Below are 14,847 nucleotides of genomic sequence, written 5' to 3' on the forward strand. Positions count from 1 at the left end.
GGGGCGCTCCGCCGGCGCCCGGGGGTCGCTCCCCCGGTCACCGCGGCCCGCGCGCCCGGCACGCGCCGGGAAACCGGGTGCGCGGGGTGCCCCCGTGCCGGATCATGAGCGCCATGCCCGACTCCCCCGCATCCGCTCTGCCGATCCGGCTCTTCCTCAACGACAGCGACTCACCGTCCGATGTCGTCGACGCGCTCTTTCTCGGCCGCTTCGCGACGGGCGAGCAGCCTTACGCGCACAACTCCTCCCTCGACCGGATCAAGGCCGGGGCGACGCTGCTGCCGCCGGACGCCCGGGTGTTGCGGACCACCCGCGACGACAACCGCAGCTCGACCCTGGCGGAAGGCGAAGGCTGGACCCTGCTGGTCTCCCGGTGGAACCGGGGCGCGGACGTCACCGTGACCGCGACCAGCGCGGAGCTGGCGGAGAAGGTCCTCGGCCAGGCCACGGACGGGGCGCGGGACGAGCCGGAACCCCAGCCCGACAACGTGGCCATGGGCTTCTGGTACGTCTCGCCGACCCGCGGCCCGCACCGCACCACCCGCCGGATCGCCGCCGGGAGCTGGGACGAGGTCCGCCCCAACTACACCGCGCCGGTGGCCGATGCCATGGACCGGCTGATGAAGGTCACGCCGGACGACATCGCGGGCCGGCTGCTCCTGCTGCACGGCCCGCCCGGCACCGGCAAGACGTCCGCGCTGCGCACCCTGGCCCGTTCCTGGCGCGAGTGGTGCCAGGTCGACTGCGTGCTGGACCCCGAGCGCCTCTTCAGCGACGTCGGCTATCTGATGGACATCGCGATCGGCGAGGACGACGGCACGGAGAAGGGCCGGTGGCGGCTGCTGCTCCTGGAGGACTGCGACGAGCTGATCCGCGGCGAGGCCAAGCACACGGCGGGCCAGGCCCTGTCCCGGCTGCTGAACCTGACGGACGGTCTGCTGGGCCAGGGCCGCAACGTGCTGGTGGGGGTCACCACCAACGAGGACCTGGAACGGCTGCACCCGGCCGTCGTCCGGCCCGGCCGCTGCCTGGCCAGGATCGAGGTCGGCCAGCTGACCCGCCAGGAGTCGGTGGCCTGGCTGGGCACGGACGAGGGGGTCGGCCGGGAGGGCAACTCCCTGGCCGAGCTGTACGCGCTGCGCCGGGGCATCGGCCCCGCGTCGGTGCCGAAGCAGGACACGGGGGCGGACGCGGGGCTGTACCTCTGATCTCCCTACGCGGTCGCGGCTGAGAGGTCAGTCCCCGTACGCGGTCGCGGCTGAGAGGTCAGTCCCCGTACGCGGCCCGCACCGCGTCCTTGGCCAGCGACAGGGCCTGCTGCCGGGTGAGGCCGAGCCGCTCGGCGGTCTCGGCGTACTGCTGTGCGGCGGTCGCGGCCCGCTGTTCGGCCGCTCCCCCGGCGGCCGCGACGAACGTTCCGTTACGCCCCCGGGTCTCGATCACGCCGTCCGCCTCCAGGGCCCGGTAGGCCTTGGCGACGGTGTTGGCGGCGAGGCCCAGCTCCTCGGCGAAGCCGCGTACGGTCGGGAGCCGGTGGCCGACGGGCAGCGCACCGGAACGGGCCAGTTCGGAGAGCCGGTTGCGCAGTTGCTCGTACGGGGCGATGCCGGAGTCCGGGTCGAGGACGATCTTCTCAGTCACGGGCCGATTGTCCCCCACCGGCGGAAAAAGAGGAGGCGTTCGGGGCGCGGCTGCGCATACGGTCCACCGCATGACTGTGATCGTGCGTGATTTCCGCCCGTCCGACGCGGAGGCCTGGACCCGGGCCCGCCGGGCCTCGGTCCCCTGGATGGTGGCCACCCCCGAGCAGATCGTCCACGACCTGACGCACGCCCATCCGGACAAGCACTACCGGCTGCTGGTCGCCGAGGAGGACGGCGAGATCATCGCCACGGCCCAGGCGGGCATCGCCCACGAGAGCCCCGAGCCGGGGCAGGGCTACTTCACCCCGCAGACGCTCCCCGGCCGCACGAACCGCGGCGCGGGCTCGCTGCTGCTGCGCACGGCGGAGGAACACCTGGCCGGGGTCGGGGCCACGGTGCTGTACGCGTGGGTGCTGGACAACCCGGAGAGCCTGGAGTTCGCCCGTAAGCGGGGCTACGAGCCCAAGCGGTCGGCGCACTTCCAGCGGCTGGACCTCGCGGGCGGGGCCCTGCCGCCGCGTCAGGAGCTCCCGCAGGGGGTCGAGCTGCGGACCGGGGTGGACTTCGCCGACGATCCCCGGGCGCTGTTCGAGGCGGACTCCGAGGTGACGGTGGACGAACCGGGCGACATCACCTCCGAGCTGGACGACTACGAGGACTGGCTGACGAGCGTCTGGCGGCACCCGGCCTTCGACCAGGGGCTCACGTCGGTGGCGCTGGTGGACGGGAAGGTGGCGGCGTTCAGCGCGGCCACCACCGACGGCGAGCGGACCTATCTGAGCGCCATGACCGGCACCCTGCGGGAGTTCCGGGGGCGGGGCCTGGCGAAGCTGGCGAAGAACGACTCGCTGCACCGGGCGCGGGCGGCCGGCTACACGGACGCCTACACCTCCAACGACACCGGCAACGGCCCGATGCTGGCCGTCAACCAGTGGTTCGGCTACCAGGTCTGCGCGACGGAGGTCCGCCATGTCCGCACCCTCTGAGCCCCGCGCGGGCGGCCCGGAGGAGCTGGTCGTCGCCCTGACCAAGGCGGGCCGCACCAAGATCCGCTATCCGGCGGAGCTGGTCCGGGACGACGGCGTCCGCGTCACCGTCCGGGCGCCGTGGGCCGCGCCCGGGGTGCGGGACTTCGGCTTCGTCCGGTTCGAGCCGGGCGATGTGTTCACCGAGCACTACTGGCGGGACCGGTGGTTCGCGGTGAAGGAGGTCCGCACCGGCGACGGCGGGCTCAAGGGCTGGTACTGCGACATCACCCGGCCCGCCGTGCTCGCGGACGGGGTGCTGGCGGTCGAGGACCTGGACCTGGATCTGTGGGTCTCGGCCGACGGCTCGTGCGTCCTGCGACTGGACGAGGACGAGTTCGAGGCGAGCGGCCTGGCCGAGCAGGATCCGGCGGCGGCCGGTTCGGCGTCCTCGGCGTTGGACGAACTGGAACGCCTGGCGAGGTCCGAGGGGCTGGCTCCTCTGCTGGTCTGATCCGACCGGCCCCGCCCCGGGCCCTGTGTGCGGCTCCCGGCTCGGGGCCGGCGCGGTGGCTCCCCGTACTGCTCCCGGCTCGGGGCCGGCGCGGTGGCTCCCCGTACGGCAACCGGCTCAGGGGCGGCGCGGTGGCTCCCCGTACGGCAACCGGCTCAGGGGCGTGGCCGGGAGGCGGCGACGAGCTCCACCTCGTATCCCGCCGGGTCCTCCAGGTAGGCGGCGTGGTGCCCGTCGCCGCCCGCGTACGGATGGCGGTCGGCGAACAGCAGGCGCCAGCCGTACGCCGGGGCCTCGGCCGTCAGGGCGTCCAGGGCGGCCCGGTCCGCGACGTGGAACGCCAGGTGGTTGAGCCCGGGGCGGCGGCGGTCGTGATCACCGGCGACCAGGTCCGGGGAGTGTTCAAGGACGACATACGCGTCGCCGCGCCGCCAGCTGCGGCCATGGGCCCAGTGCTGGTACGGGACATGGCCGAGGCGGTCCAGCAGCCAGCCCCAACTGCGCTCCGCAGCCGCCAGGTCCGCCACCCACAGCTCGATGTGGTGCACCCGGCCGGTGGTCTCCCCGGCAGCCGGGAGCGGGACGGCCCGCCCGGCACCGCCCGGGACGTAAGCGATCGGCTCCCCGTCCCGATGCCAGTGGATCATGAAGTGCTCGCCCGCCCGGTAACCGTCCAGGCCCGCACGGCAGTACGCCACCATGTCGTCCGGTAGCGCGGCCAGCGGGAACCAGGCCAGCTCCGAGCACTTCTCCGGCTCCGCGTTGCGCGGCGGGCGCTCCGGGTCGTACTCCGCGACGAAGAACCAGCCCATGCGCGCCCCGCCGCCGGGGCCCCGGTGCTGCATCACGAGGGCCACCCGCAGCTCGTCGGGGTCCAGATCGAGGCCGATCTCCTCGGCGGCCTCCCGGATCATCGCCTCGCGGACGTCCTCGCCGTCCTCCGCGTGGCCGGAGGGCATGTGGAGCAGCCCGTCCGCGTAGCCGGTGTTGGAGCGGCGGGCCAGCAGGACGTCCGGGCCCCGGCGCAGGATCAGATGGACGTCGACCACTTCGGTGTGCCGGGACGCCGGCACCGCGCGGGCGATGAGCGCATAGCGTTCGTCGTCGACCTTCTTGCCCCAGAGCCGGCTGTCGGGGGCCAGGTCCTCGTGGTGGATGCGCTCGGTGTGGGCGGAGAGCAGGGCGGTGAGCGTGGTGGCGGACAGTCCGGTGCCGTTCCACACGCCTTCGACCAGGACGAGCCGCCCGCCCGGCTTCAGCAGGCCGAACCAGTGCTCCAGGGCTGCGGCCGGGTCGGGCAGCAGCCAGACGACATGCCGGGCCACGACCACGTCGAAGGCCCGCTCCCCGACCGGGGGCCGGGCGGCGTCCCCGACGAGGACCTCCGCGCCGGTCCCGGCGAGCTTGGCCCGGGCTTTTTCGGCCATGCGGGGCGAGCGGTCGACGGCGGTGACCCGGTGGCCCTGGCCCGCGGCGAGCAGCGAGAGGCTGCCGGTGCCGCACCCCAGGTCCAGCACGTCGCCGCGGGTGGCGGGCAGCCAGCTCTCCAGCCGCCCGGCCCAGGCGTCGCGCACCGCGGGGTCGAGGAGCCCGTGGTCGGGCTCCTCGTCGAAGGATCCGGCCGCCGCGTCCCAGTCGATCGTGGTCATGGCTCCGATGCTCTCAGCCGCCACTGACGGTGCGGGACTCCTCTGCCGTTTTCCGGCCACCGCGCAGCCGTGCGATCAGCCGGCCGATCAGCGGCCAGGCCACGATCAGCACCACGATCGCGTAGACGGTGACGGAGAACGGGGTGTTGACCAGGCCGGTCACACTGCCGTCGCTGATCTGGAGGGCGCGGCGCAGCTGCTGTTCGGCGGCCGGGCCGAGGATCACCCCGATGACGGCGGGCAGCACCGGTAGCCCGTACCGCCGCATCCCGAACCCGATCAGCCCGATGACCAGGAGGATCACCAGGTCGAGGGACTCTCCACCGACCGCGTACGCGCCGACGGCGGCGAAGAAGAGGATGCCCGCGTACAGATAGGGGCGCGGGATCCGCAGGAGCTTCGCCCAGACGGGCGCGAGCGGCAGGTTGAGGGCGAGCAGCAGCACCATGCCGACGAACAGCGAGGCGATGAGGCCCCAGACCAGCTCCGGTTCACGCTCGAACAGCAGCGGGCCGGGCTGGATCCCGTACTGCTGGAAGGCGGCCAGCATCACGGCGGCGACGGCGGTGGTGGGCAGTCCGAGGGTGAGCATCGAGACGAGGGTCCCGGCGGCGGAGGCGGAGGCGGCGGCCTCGGGTCCGGCGACGCCTTCGATGGCGCCCTTGCCGAACTGGTCGCGGTGCTTGGAGAGCCGCTTCTCGGTGACGTAACTGAGGAAGGTGGGGATCTCCGCGCCGCCCGCCGGGATCGCCCCGAACGGGAAGCCGATGACGGGCCCGCGCAGCCAGGGTTTCCAGGTGCGCTTCAGATCGGTACGGCCGAGCCAGGGCCGGCCGACGGGGATCGGCTTTCCGGTGGAGCGGCGCAGGTGGGCGGCGACCCAGAGGGCCTCGCCGATGGCGAAGAGCCCGACCGCGACGATCACCACGTCGACGCCGTCGGCCAGATGGAGCGAACCGAAGGTCAGGCGCTGCTGGCCGGTCATCTGGTCGAGGCCGACCAGGCCGATGGTGAGGCCGATGAGGAGGGAGGCGATACCGCGGATGCGGGAGGCGCCGAGGACGGAGGTGACGGCGATGAAGGCCAGCACCATGATGGCGAAGTAGTCGGGTGCGCCGATGCCGATGGCGAGCGATGCGACGGTCGGGGCGAGGACGACCAGCAGGATCGTGCCGATCATGCCGCCCGCGAAGTGACCGATCGCGGCGGCGGCGAGCGCCTGGGCGCCCCGTCCGGCCTTCGCCATCGGGTTGCCCTCGATGGCGGCGACCACGGCGGCGCTCTCACCGGGGGTGTTGAGGAGGATGGAGGTGGTGGAGCCGCCGAACATCGCCCCGTAGTAGATGCCCGCGAACATGATGAACGCGCCGGTCGGGTCGAGTCCGTACGTCACCGGGAGCAGCAGCGCCACGGCCATCGCCGGGCCGATGCCCGGCAGCACGCCGATCGCCGTGCCGAGCAGGACGCCTGTCGCGGCCCACAGGAGGTTCATCGGGGTGAGCGCGGTACCGAAGCCGTCGATGAGGGAGTTGAGGGAATCCATCGGTCAGAGCACCCCCATCAGCGGGCCGCCCGGAAGGGGGACACCGAGCAGGTTGTCGAAGACGAAGTAGGTGAAGAGGGAGAGCCCGGCCGCGATGAGCGGGTCGCGGTCGTAGTGGCGGCTGCCCAGTGCGTAGGCGGCCCCCCAGAAGAGCAGCGCCCCGGCGATCGGGAAGCCGAGCGGGCCGATCAGGACGGCGGCGGCGAGGAAGACCCCGGTGAGCAGGAGGACGGTGCGCCAGTCGGCGGGCTCGTCGAGGTCGACGTCCTCGCCGCCCTCTGCCTCACCGCGTCCGCCGCGCAGGACGTCGACGGCGAGCAGGGCCCCGACCAGGAGGAGCCCGGCGCCGACGACGAAGGGGACGGTGCGGGGGCCGATGGGACCGCGCTGGGCGATGTCGACGTCCATGGTGAGGGCGTCGGTGAGGACGAGCACGCCGAGCGCGAACAGCAGCACACAGACGCCGAGTTCGGAGCGTTCGCGCAGCCAGGCGCGGGTGGTGTTCCCGCTCGCACCTGTGGGTTCGGCCGACCCGGCGGGTCCGGCGGTTTCGGCCGATCCGGTGGACCCGGCGGGTTCTGTCGATTCGGTGGTCACAGTCCCAGCTCCTTGAGGACGGTGGCGACGCGCCGGTCCTGCTCGTCGAGGAAGTCGCCGAAGGGTTCACCGGCGAGGAAGGCGTCGTCCCAGCCGTTCGTCTTCATCGACTCCTTCCACTCCTTCGAGGCGTGGAGCTTGCGGATGAGACCGGTGAGCTTGTCGCGTTCGGCGTCCGAGAGGCCGGGCGGTGCGACGATGCCGCGCCAGTTGGTGAACTCGGTGTCGAGTCCGGCCTCGCGCAGGGTGGGGGCGTCGAGGCCCGGCACCCGCTGGGGGCCGGTCACGGCGAGCAGCCGCAGCTCGCCCGCCTCGATCTGGTCGCGGTACTCGCCGAGGCCGGAGACCCCGAAGCCGACCTTGTTGCCCAGGATGGAGGCGAGGAGTTCGCCGCCGCCGTCGAACGGCACGTAGTTGACCGTCTTCGGCGCGATTCCGGCTGCCTGCGCCATGAGCATCGGGGCGAGGTGGTCCGGGCCGCCGGGCGAGGAGCCGCCGCCTACGGGGACCCGGGCCGGGTCCTTCTTCCAGGCGGCGAGGAGGTCGGCGATGGTGCGGTAGGGCGAGTTCTTGGCCACCACCACGATGTCGGGCTCCTCGGTGAGCCGGGCGATCGGGGTGGTGTCGGCGAGGGTGCTCGGGGACTTGTTGGTGTGGACGGCGCCGACGACGCCGAGGCCCATGGAGAGCGCGAGCTTGCCGTTGCCGTGTTCGCCGACGAGCCGGGTCAGGCCGACCGTTCCGCCGGCGCCCGGCAGGTTGAAGACCTCGATGTTGTGGGTGAGTCCGGCGTCCTCGGCGTTCTTGGCCATGGTGCGGGCGGTGATGTCGTAACCGCCGCCGGGGGTGTTGGGGACCATGAAGCGGAGCCCGGGAATCTGAGTGCCGGTGTCGGAGCCGTCGCCCGTGGAGAGCAGGGGTGGCCCCACCACCACGAGCAGCGCGGCCCCGAACAGGGCGAGGAGAGTGCGCAGTCGCACAGGTTCCGCCTTTCGCTGTGAAGTGGCCCACATGTTGCCTGCGCGTTAAGAAGCTGTCTCTCTTCCGGTATCAACGGACGTTGTGGTCGTTGAGGTCGCGGCCTACCGTGGCGGCGTGACGACGGTGCTGGTGGTGGACGACGACTTCATGGTCGCGAAGCTGCACGGCCGCTATGTGTCCGCGATGGACGGTTTTACGGTGGTAGGGGTGGCGCACAACGGCGCGGATGCCCTGAGGGCCGCCGAGCGGCTGCACCCCGATCTGGTGCTGCTCGACATCTATCTGCCGGACATGGACGGGATCGACGTCCTGCGCGCCCTGCGCACGGCGGAGGAGCGGGACGCCTCCCGCCCCAGCACGGACGCCCTGTTCATCACGGCGGCCCGGGACGCCGGGGTGATCCGGGCGGCGCTGCGGGCCGGCGCCCTCCACTACCTGATCAAGCCGTTCAACCGGTCCGCCCTCCAGGAACAGCTACGCCATGTCGCCTCGCTGCGGACCCGCCTGGACGAGCTGGGAGAGGCCCGCCAGGAGGACGTCGACCAGATCTTCGGCACCCGCCCACCCGGCTCCCGCGAGCTGCCGAAGGGCCTGGCCGCCCCCACGGCCGACCTGGTGGAACGCACCCTGCGCGACCACCCCGGGGGCCTGTCGGCATCGGAGTGCGCCGAGGCGGGATCCCTGTCCCGGGTGAGCGCGCGCCGCTACCTGGAGTGGTTCGCCGGAACGGGCCGCGCGGAGGTGACGCTGCGCTATGGGGGGACGGGGCGGCCGGAGCGGCGGTACCGGTGGAAGGGGTGAGGGGGCCGGGGCGCCGCTGAACCTGGAGCGCGTCGCGCCCCCAGGGTCACCTCATCGCGTCGGGCCTCCGGGTCGCATCCGCGCGATCGCCTCGCGGACGTGCTCGAGCCGCAGCCGGTTCTCCTCCAGCCACCCGGTCGCCACGTCCACGGGAACCCGTACGGCAATCTGCGTCGATGACGAGTCGTGCACCGTCACCTCCAGCGGATCGTCGGGGACCACGGAGAGCCACGCACTCCGACCGCCGGGCGGCCACTCGGCTCCCTCCTCCGCCTCGAGCGCATCGAGACAACGGCCCCACTCATCCAGGCCCCCGCCTGAAATGTGCAGTCCCACAGTGCCGTTGACGAAGTCGCTCTCCAGCACGATCTCGGCCGCGTAGTAGCTCTCCTCCCCCGGCACCATCGGTGCATCACACGCGACCCGGAGGGTCACGCTCTGCACCCGGTCAGCGAACCGGAAGAGCTCCACGGCATGCACACCGTCGATCACGACACCTCATGGACGAGTGGGCGAACCGGACGCTCCGATCCTCTCGCACCCGGTCCGCAACGATGGTGGCGGCCTCCTACCTGAGCGCCCTCTTAGCCCCTCCTTAACCGCACCATAAGGATCACCCTCACCCCTCCCAACAGGGGTTTTCGCCCTTCCGAGCGGCTAGCTTGCTGATCGCCACCCCCCGACAGCACTGCCGTTTCGAAGGAGTTCCACCCATGACCGCTCGTCGCAAGGCCGCCGGAGTTCTCGCCCTCGGACTCGCACCGCTCGCGCTCGCCGGGCTGACCGCCACGCCGGCCGTCGCGCACGGTTCGCTGACCGATCCGGTGAGCCGGGTGTCGGCGTGCTTCGCGGAGGGGCCGGAGAGTCCGAAGTCGGCGGCGTGCCAGGCGGCCGTCGCGGCGGGGGGTACGCAGGCGCTGTACGACTGGAACGGCGTCAACATCGCCAACGCGGCGGGCAAGCACCGTGATCTGATCCCGGACGGCAAGCTCTGCAGCGCGGCCAACGACAAGTTCAAGGGCCTCGACCTGCCGCGCGCCGACTGGCCGGCCACCGCGCTGTCGGCGGGCAAGCACACCTTCCGGTTCCGGGCGACGGCCCCGCACAAGGGGTCGTTCGAGCTGTACATGACGAAGCCGGGGTATGACGCCACGAAGCCGCTGGCCTGGTCGGACCTGGAGGCGAAGCCCTTCGCCGAGGTCACCGACCCGGTGCTGGAGAACGGTTCGTACGTCTTCGACGGGACGATCCCCGAGCGCTCCGGGCGCCAGCTGGTCTACACGATCTGGCAGCGTTCCGACTCCCCCGAGGCCTTCTACGCCTGCTCCGACGTGACGTTCGGCGGCGGGTCGGCGGGCGGCGGGTCGGCGGAGAAGGAAGAGGGTGAGCAGGGGTCCGGTGGTGACGCCGGTGCCGAGGCTCCGGCGCCGGCTCCCTCCGCGCCGTCCGAGGAGGCGATCACCGAGGGCGCCGAGAAGTCCTCCGTCGAGCACAACGGCCACGGTGACGACGACGCCGGCACCGGGGCGAAGGTCACCGCCGCCGCTCCGGCCGCCCCGGAGACGAAGGCCGAGGGCAACGCCCCCGAGGTGAACACCGCGAGCAAGGACGAGGTGCTGGCCGAGACCGGTGGTTCCAGCAGCAGCACCTACCTGGCGATCGGGGGCGCCGGAGTGCTCGCCGCCGGTGCGGCCGTGCTGTTCGCCTCGCAGCGCCGGCGGGCCGCCGCCGCGGCGGGGCGCCACAGCCGCTGACCGCGGCGCCCCTCTCCGTACCCCTGCCGCGTCCCTCCGGGACGTCGGGCGCGGCAGGACATGAGACGGGCCGGGGCCCGCTGTCCGTACTGTCGGACGGCGGGCCCCGGCCCGTTGCCGTGCGGTGGGTCAGCCGATGACCGAGGCGCAGGTGGTCGGGGTGGCGCGGGCCGGGTCGAGGGCGTTGGCCACCTCGTGGAAGGCGATGCGGTCGACGGTCCCGATCGCGACGTGCTCGGAGAGGTCGACCGGGCACAGGTCCTGGAGCAGCACATTGCGTACGTTCGGCCCGTCCAGGTACTGCGTGCGGTACGGGGTCACGACCTGGTCGTACTTGGTCGCGATGACGGTGTAGCGGACGCCGGGAACGGTGTCGCCGCCCGCCGTGAGCTTGGTGATGAAGGGCGACCCCGCGACCTGGTCGGCGAGTCCGGGGGTCTTGTCGCTGATGAACTTCTCCACGCCGGGGAAGTACGGCAGGAGCCTGGTGAGGCCGAGCAGCGTGGTGCCGTGGTTGTCCGGGGCGATGCCGACGAGGGCGTTGACCTTGTCGGCGCCGCCGAGGAACTTCAGGTAGTAGTTCGGCATCATGCCGCCCTGGGAGTGGCCGACGATGTCGGCCTTCGGGGCTCCGGTGGCGTCGAGCACCTTGTCGACGAACACGTCGAGCTGTTCGGCGGACTTGTCGATGGGTCCGAGGCCGTGGAAGAACGGCACGCCCGGCAGCTGGCCGTAGTCGAGGGAGAAGACGCAGTAACCCCGGTTGACCAGGTAGGGGGCAAGGACCAGCCAGTTGTCGATCGAGTTCCCGAAGGTTCCGTGGACCAGGACGACCGGGCGGGGATGAGCGGCGGAAGGCTTGCAGGAGTAGTCGTTCCAGCCTCGCGACGTGGCCGCTTCGGCAGCGGGGGCCGCGCTCGCGGTCGCCGTGGGGGCGACGAGAACGGTGAGGGCGAGAAGCAGGGCGGCGAGCAGACTGCGCGTGCGGGGAACGCGCGCAGCACGGAACCAGGGCAGCATCGTGGGGTCTCCTTGCGGCTCAAGGGAGGTGCGATGGCGGTGCGCCCTGTGGTCCGGACCACAAGCTTTATGTGCTCATGCCAAGCTACGCACGAGTAAGCAGGCGAGGGAAGTTACGCGTCGGTAAAAAGTGGCGCGACCCCGGGCGGGATCACGTAATGACGTCGGCCGCGGCCAGAGCCCCGACGGCCACCCCGACCGACGTGCGCCCCAACTCCCGGTGCCGGACGGACAATTCCCGATGTCCACTCGGTGCGACATCTAGGCATGACGCGTTCATGACGACATGCTGCTCCTGCTCCCTCGCACCACCCGGCGAGGAGCGCCTCAGGAGCAACTCCCTTCACCCCCACGGAGGTCGTCCATGCGTCGTCGCTTCACGGTTCCGCTCGCCGCCGTCGCCCTGTCACTCCCCCTCACCCTGGGCTCCGCCGTCTCCGCCTCGGCCGCCCCCGCGGACAAGCCCCAGGTGCTCAGCTCCTGGACCCAGACGAGCGCCTCCAGCTACAACGCCTGGAACGCCGCCCGCAACAACCAGGGCGCCTGGGCGGCGTACGGCTTCGACTGGTCGACGGACTACTGCAGCAGCTCCCCCGACAACCCCTTCGGCTTCCCGTTCCAGAACTCCTGCGCCCGCCACGACTTCGGGTACCGGAACCACAAGGCCGCGGGCACGTTCTCCGCCAACAAGGCCCGGATCGACTCCGCCTTCTACGAGGACCTCAAGCGTGTGTGCGCCGGCTACTCGGGCGCGACGAAGACCTCGTGCAACAGCACGGCCTGGACCTACTACCAGGCCGTGAAGGTCTTCGGCGTCTCCCCGGCGGACGGGGGCGCCCGCAATCTGCCCCGGGCCGCCTGAGCCCGATCTCGATCACGTCCGGGCATACGGGAAGGGCCCCCGGCGAACCGGGGGCCCTTCCTCGCGCCGTCGCACGGTGGAGCGGTGGTGCGTGTCAGCCGATCTCGGCGCCGTAGGCGGCCAGCGCCTCCGGGACCGGCTGGAAGAAGGTCGTACCTCCCGAGGAGCAGTCGCCGCTGCCGCCCGAGGTCAGACCGAGTGCGGTGTCGCCCGCGAAGAGGGCGCCGCCGCTGTCGCCCGGCTCGGCGCAGACCGTCGTCTCGATGAGGCCGTTGACGATGTCGCCGTTGCCGTAGTTGACCGTGGCGTCCAGCCCGGTGACCTCGCCGTCGTGCACCTGGGTGGTGGAACCGCTGCGGGTGACCGCCTGGCCGACCGTCGCGTCACCGGCCTGGGTGATCGCCTGGGTGGAGCCGTCGTAGAGGTTCACCTCGCTCGGGTGCTCGGTGTCCGAGGTGTACTTGACCAGGCCGTAGTCGTTCTCCGGGAAGCTGGAGCCCTCGTTCGCCCCGATCTCCGCGCCGCCCTGGCTGTCCGACCAGCTGCTGACGGACTCGGTGCAGTGCCCGGCGGTCAGGAAGTACGGTTCGCCGTCCTTGACCACGTTGAAGCCGAGCGAGCAGCGGGAGCCGGAGCCCCAGATCGCGTCGCCGCCCGCGATCAGCGGCTTGAACTCACCCTTGGTCTTCGTGAGTTCGGCCTTGCCGCCGAGGCCATCGACCACGGCCGAGAGCTTCTTCCAGGCCGCGCCGTCGACCGTGCTGTCGGCGGTGACCTTCACCTTGTTGGTCACCGGGTCGACGGCCCAGGAGGTGCCCGGGATCGTCGCCTTGTCGGTGAGGGTCTGCCGGGCCGACTTCAGCTCGGCGAGGGAGTTCTGCACGATTCTGGCCTTGGCGCCCGCCTGGCGGACCTGCTCGGCGCCGGCCTCGTCGACGACGTTCACGACGAGAGCCTTCGCCGTCGTGTCGTAGTACGAGCCCGCCGCGTCCGCACCCAGATCACGGTCCAGGCTGTCGGCGAGCTTTCCGGCCGCGTCCGCGCTGAGAGTCTTGGCCGCGAACTGCGGCACATCGTCACTGGCGTTCGCAGACTGGAACGTGAATCCCGCTGCGACCAGGGCGACGACGGCCGAGCCGGCCAGCGTCGCGCGCTTCCTGGATATGCGTCGATGCTTCAACTTCGACCTCCTGTGGGGCCGCGCACGGAGCATGTGGGGTGCCCGTACACGGAGGATGGGGCGCCCACTATTCCGAGGCCGGGAAACGCACACAAGGCCGACTTCCGGACGTGCACACGACACCGACGCTTCGCCCTCGGGTCGTTCACTTACCCCGGGTCACGCCATGTCGGTTCCCTTCGCAAACACCCGCTGCAACCGTCGACGGCCCCAGGGTGAGGACTAGTCCTGTCCGATTCTCGCCCCCTCGGTCCGGATGGTGGTGCGGTCCGTCCGGATGGCGACGGGAATCGTCCCTCGGCCGCCTCCCAGGACCTTCACAGTTCCTCGTCGACGAACGGTCCCCGTAACGCCCCTGATGGGTCATCATCGAAACGGCGGCAGGCACCGGGAGCACCACGGGTCCGGGCCCGCCGGGTGACCGGTTGACCGAGCGGGGGAGGCACGGGTGCGCAATCGGGTGCTCGCGGCGGACGGGCGGCATCTGATGGTCGAGCGGATGGGCGATCCACGGGGAAGACCCGTCTTCCTCCTCCACGGCACCCCGGGCAGCCGGCTCGGCCCCGCTCCCCGCGGCATGGTCCTCTACCAGCGCCATACGCAGCTGATCGCCTACGACCGCCCGGGCTACGGCGGCAGCGACCGCCACGAGGGCCGGCGGATCAGCGACGTCGTCGAGGACGTCCGCGCCATCGCCGACGCGCTGGCACTCGACCGCTTCGCCGTGGTCGGCCGCTCCGGCGGGGCCCCGCACGCCCTGGCCTGCGCGGCGCTGATGCCGGAACGGGTCACCCGGACCGCGGCCCTGGTCAGTCTCGCACCCCGGGACGCGGCCGGGCTCGACTGGTTCGAGGGGATGAGCGCGTCCAATGTGCTCGCGTACTCCACGGCGGCCGACGACCCGGAGTCCCTGGCACGGTCCTTCATCGTCCGCTCGGCACAGATCCGGCAGGACCCGGTCCGGCTGCTGGACGATCTGCGCCGGGAACTGACCGACTCCGACCGGCTGGTGGTCAACGACGCGGGCATCCGGTCCATGCTGCTGCGCAACTTCAGCGAGGGGCTGCGCAACTCGGCGTACGGCTGGATCGACGACGCCATCGCGTTCTGCCGCCCCTGGGGGTTCGATCCGGCCCACATCGTCGGCAAGGTGCTGCTCTGGCACGGGGAGAAGGACGTCTTCTCCCCGGTCGGCCACTCCCGCTGGCTGGCGGGGCAGATCCCGGGCGCCACGACCGTACTGGAGCCGAGGGCGGCGCACTTCGACGCGTTCCCCATGCTCCCCCGCATCCTCGACTGGCTGCTGGACGAGCGGGAGCACTGCGGCGGGAACTGACC

The 14,847-nt window shown here is 71.8% G+C and carries 15 protein-coding genes; 7 read left to right on the forward strand and 8 right to left on the reverse strand.

The features are described from left to right. Nucleotides 1-113: 113 nt before the first annotated feature. Nucleotides 114-1,208, forward strand: a complete 1,095-nt coding sequence (locus tag WQO_RS06385) for a DUF5925 domain-containing protein (protein ID WP_010057025.1) — start codon at nt 114-116, stop codon at nt 1,206-1,208. Nucleotides 1,209-1,266: 58 nt separating this feature from the next. Here the strand turns inward: WQO_RS06385 and WQO_RS06390 are convergent, their stop codons facing one another. After that, on the reverse strand, nt 1,267-1,641 hold the full coding sequence (locus tag WQO_RS06390) for a GntR family transcriptional regulator (protein WP_010057023.1): 375 nt from the start codon (nt 1,639-1,641) through the stop codon (nt 1,267-1,269). A gap of 70 nt (nt 1,642-1,711) precedes the next feature. On the opposite strand from WQO_RS06390, the gene WQO_RS06395 reads away from it, so the two are divergent. Both WQO_RS06395 and WQO_RS06400 read left to right on the forward strand, forming a co-directional pair. After that, nucleotides 1,712-2,629 (forward strand): GNAT family N-acetyltransferase, encoded by a 918-nt coding sequence (locus tag WQO_RS06395; RefSeq protein ID WP_010057021.1) that lies wholly within the window; start codon nt 1,712-1,714, stop codon nt 2,627-2,629. Further along, nucleotides 2,613-3,122, forward strand: a complete 510-nt coding sequence (locus WQO_RS06400; protein WP_010057019.1) for a ribonuclease FAU-1 family protein — start codon at nt 2,613-2,615, stop codon at nt 3,120-3,122. The genes WQO_RS06395 and WQO_RS06400 overlap by 17 nt, the downstream gene beginning before the upstream one ends. Before the next feature lie 155 nt (nt 3,123-3,277). Here WQO_RS06400 and WQO_RS06405 read toward each other — a convergent pair whose 3' ends face one another. From WQO_RS06405 to WQO_RS06420, 4 genes are read right to left on the reverse strand one after another with little or no spacing between them, the layout of a single operon-like run. Next, entirely contained in the window at nt 3,278-4,771 is a 1,494-nt protein-coding gene (locus WQO_RS06405) for a trifunctional class I SAM-dependent methyltransferase/NUDIX hydrolase/VOC family protein (protein ID WP_079055635.1), read from the reverse strand. Nucleotides 4,772-4,784: 13 nt separating this feature from the next. Next, entirely contained in the window at nt 4,785-6,314 is a 1,530-nt protein-coding gene (locus tag WQO_RS06410; protein ID WP_010057015.1) for a tripartite tricarboxylate transporter permease, read from the reverse strand. Between the two features lie 3 nt (nt 6,315-6,317). Beyond that, a complete protein-coding gene (locus tag WQO_RS06415) occupies nt 6,318-6,911 on the reverse strand; it encodes a tripartite tricarboxylate transporter TctB family protein (RefSeq protein WP_010057014.1) in 594 nt (197 codons plus the stop codon). Next, complete coding sequence (locus WQO_RS06420) at nt 6,908-7,891, reverse strand: Bug family tripartite tricarboxylate transporter substrate binding protein (RefSeq protein WP_010057013.1); 984 nt, start codon at nt 7,889-7,891, stop codon at nt 6,908-6,910. The genes WQO_RS06415 and WQO_RS06420 overlap by 4 nt, the downstream gene beginning before the upstream one ends. 115 nt (nt 7,892-8,006) lie before the next feature. Between WQO_RS06420 and WQO_RS06425 the strand changes: the two genes are divergently transcribed. Then, nucleotides 8,007-8,693 carry a response regulator gene (locus tag WQO_RS06425; RefSeq protein WP_029181963.1) on the forward strand — a complete coding sequence of 229 codons (687 nt, stop codon included), beginning with the start codon at nt 8,007-8,009 and terminating at the stop codon, nt 8,691-8,693. A 51-nt stretch (nt 8,694-8,744) separates the two neighbouring features. Here WQO_RS06425 and WQO_RS06430 read toward each other — a convergent pair whose 3' ends face one another. Then, on the reverse strand, nt 8,745-9,185 hold the full coding sequence (locus tag WQO_RS06430; RefSeq protein WP_010057011.1) for a DUF5959 family protein: 441 nt from the start codon (nt 9,183-9,185) through the stop codon (nt 8,745-8,747). Nucleotides 9,186-9,406: 221 nt separating this feature from the next. Between WQO_RS06430 and WQO_RS06435 the strand changes: the two genes are divergently transcribed. Further along, nucleotides 9,407-10,447 (forward strand): lytic polysaccharide monooxygenase auxiliary activity family 9 protein, encoded by a 1,041-nt coding sequence (locus tag WQO_RS06435; RefSeq protein WP_058953889.1) that lies wholly within the window; start codon nt 9,407-9,409, stop codon nt 10,445-10,447. Between the two features lie 129 nt (nt 10,448-10,576). Here WQO_RS06435 and WQO_RS06440 read toward each other — a convergent pair whose 3' ends face one another. Beyond that, nucleotides 10,577-11,467, reverse strand: coding sequence for an esterase/lipase family protein (locus tag WQO_RS06440; RefSeq protein WP_010057009.1), 891 nt, complete (start codon nt 11,465-11,467; stop codon nt 10,577-10,579). A 364-nt stretch (nt 11,468-11,831) separates the two neighbouring features. On the opposite strand from WQO_RS06440, the gene WQO_RS06445 reads away from it, so the two are divergent. Beyond that, nucleotides 11,832-12,329: a phospholipase gene (locus WQO_RS06445; protein WP_010057007.1), complete on the forward strand. Its 498-nt coding sequence runs from the start codon at nt 11,832-11,834 to the stop codon at nt 12,327-12,329. A 94-nt stretch (nt 12,330-12,423) separates the two neighbouring features. On the opposite strand, the gene WQO_RS06450 is transcribed toward WQO_RS06445, so the two are convergent. Next, nucleotides 12,424-13,509 (reverse strand): S1 family peptidase, encoded by a 1,086-nt coding sequence (locus tag WQO_RS06450; RefSeq protein ID WP_010057005.1) that lies wholly within the window; start codon nt 13,507-13,509, stop codon nt 12,424-12,426. A 448-nt stretch (nt 13,510-13,957) separates the two neighbouring features. Here WQO_RS06450 and WQO_RS06455 point away from each other — a divergent pair, with 448 nt between their 5' ends. Continuing rightward, nucleotides 13,958-14,845: an alpha/beta fold hydrolase gene (locus tag WQO_RS06455; RefSeq protein WP_010057003.1), complete on the forward strand. Its 888-nt coding sequence runs from the start codon at nt 13,958-13,960 to the stop codon at nt 14,843-14,845. Nucleotides 14,846-14,847 lie beyond the last annotated feature (2 nt).

Origin of the sequence: Streptomyces globisporus C-1027 (assembly GCF_000261345.2) — a bacterium.
Classification (GTDB): domain Bacteria; phylum Actinomycetota; class Actinomycetes; order Streptomycetales; family Streptomycetaceae; genus Streptomyces; species Streptomyces pakalii.

Coding starts and splice junctions, on each gene's coding strand:
- WQO_RS06435 (WP_058953889.1), top strand. CDS start 9,407: ATGACCGCTCGTCGCAAGGCCGCCGGAGTTCTCGCCCTCGGACTCGCA.
- WQO_RS06445 (WP_010057007.1), top strand. CDS start 11,832: ATGCGTCGTCGCTTCACGGTTCCGCTCGCCGCCGTCGCCCTGTCACTC.
- WQO_RS06405 (WP_079055635.1), bottom strand. CDS start 4,771: ATGACCACGATCGACTGGGACGCGGCGGCCGGATCCTTCGACGAGGAG.
- WQO_RS06410 (WP_010057015.1), bottom strand. CDS start 6,314: ATGGATTCCCTCAACTCCCTCATCGACGGCTTCGGTACCGCGCTCACC.
- WQO_RS06385 (WP_010057025.1), top strand. CDS start 114: ATGCCCGACTCCCCCGCATCCGCTCTGCCGATCCGGCTCTTCCTCAAC.
- WQO_RS06440 (WP_010057009.1), bottom strand. CDS start 11,467: ATGCTGCCCTGGTTCCGTGCTGCGCGCGTTCCCCGCACGCGCAGTCTG.
- WQO_RS06400 (WP_010057019.1), top strand. CDS start 2,613: ATGTCCGCACCCTCTGAGCCCCGCGCGGGCGGCCCGGAGGAGCTGGTC.
- WQO_RS06395 (WP_010057021.1), top strand. CDS start 1,712: ATGACTGTGATCGTGCGTGATTTCCGCCCGTCCGACGCGGAGGCCTGG.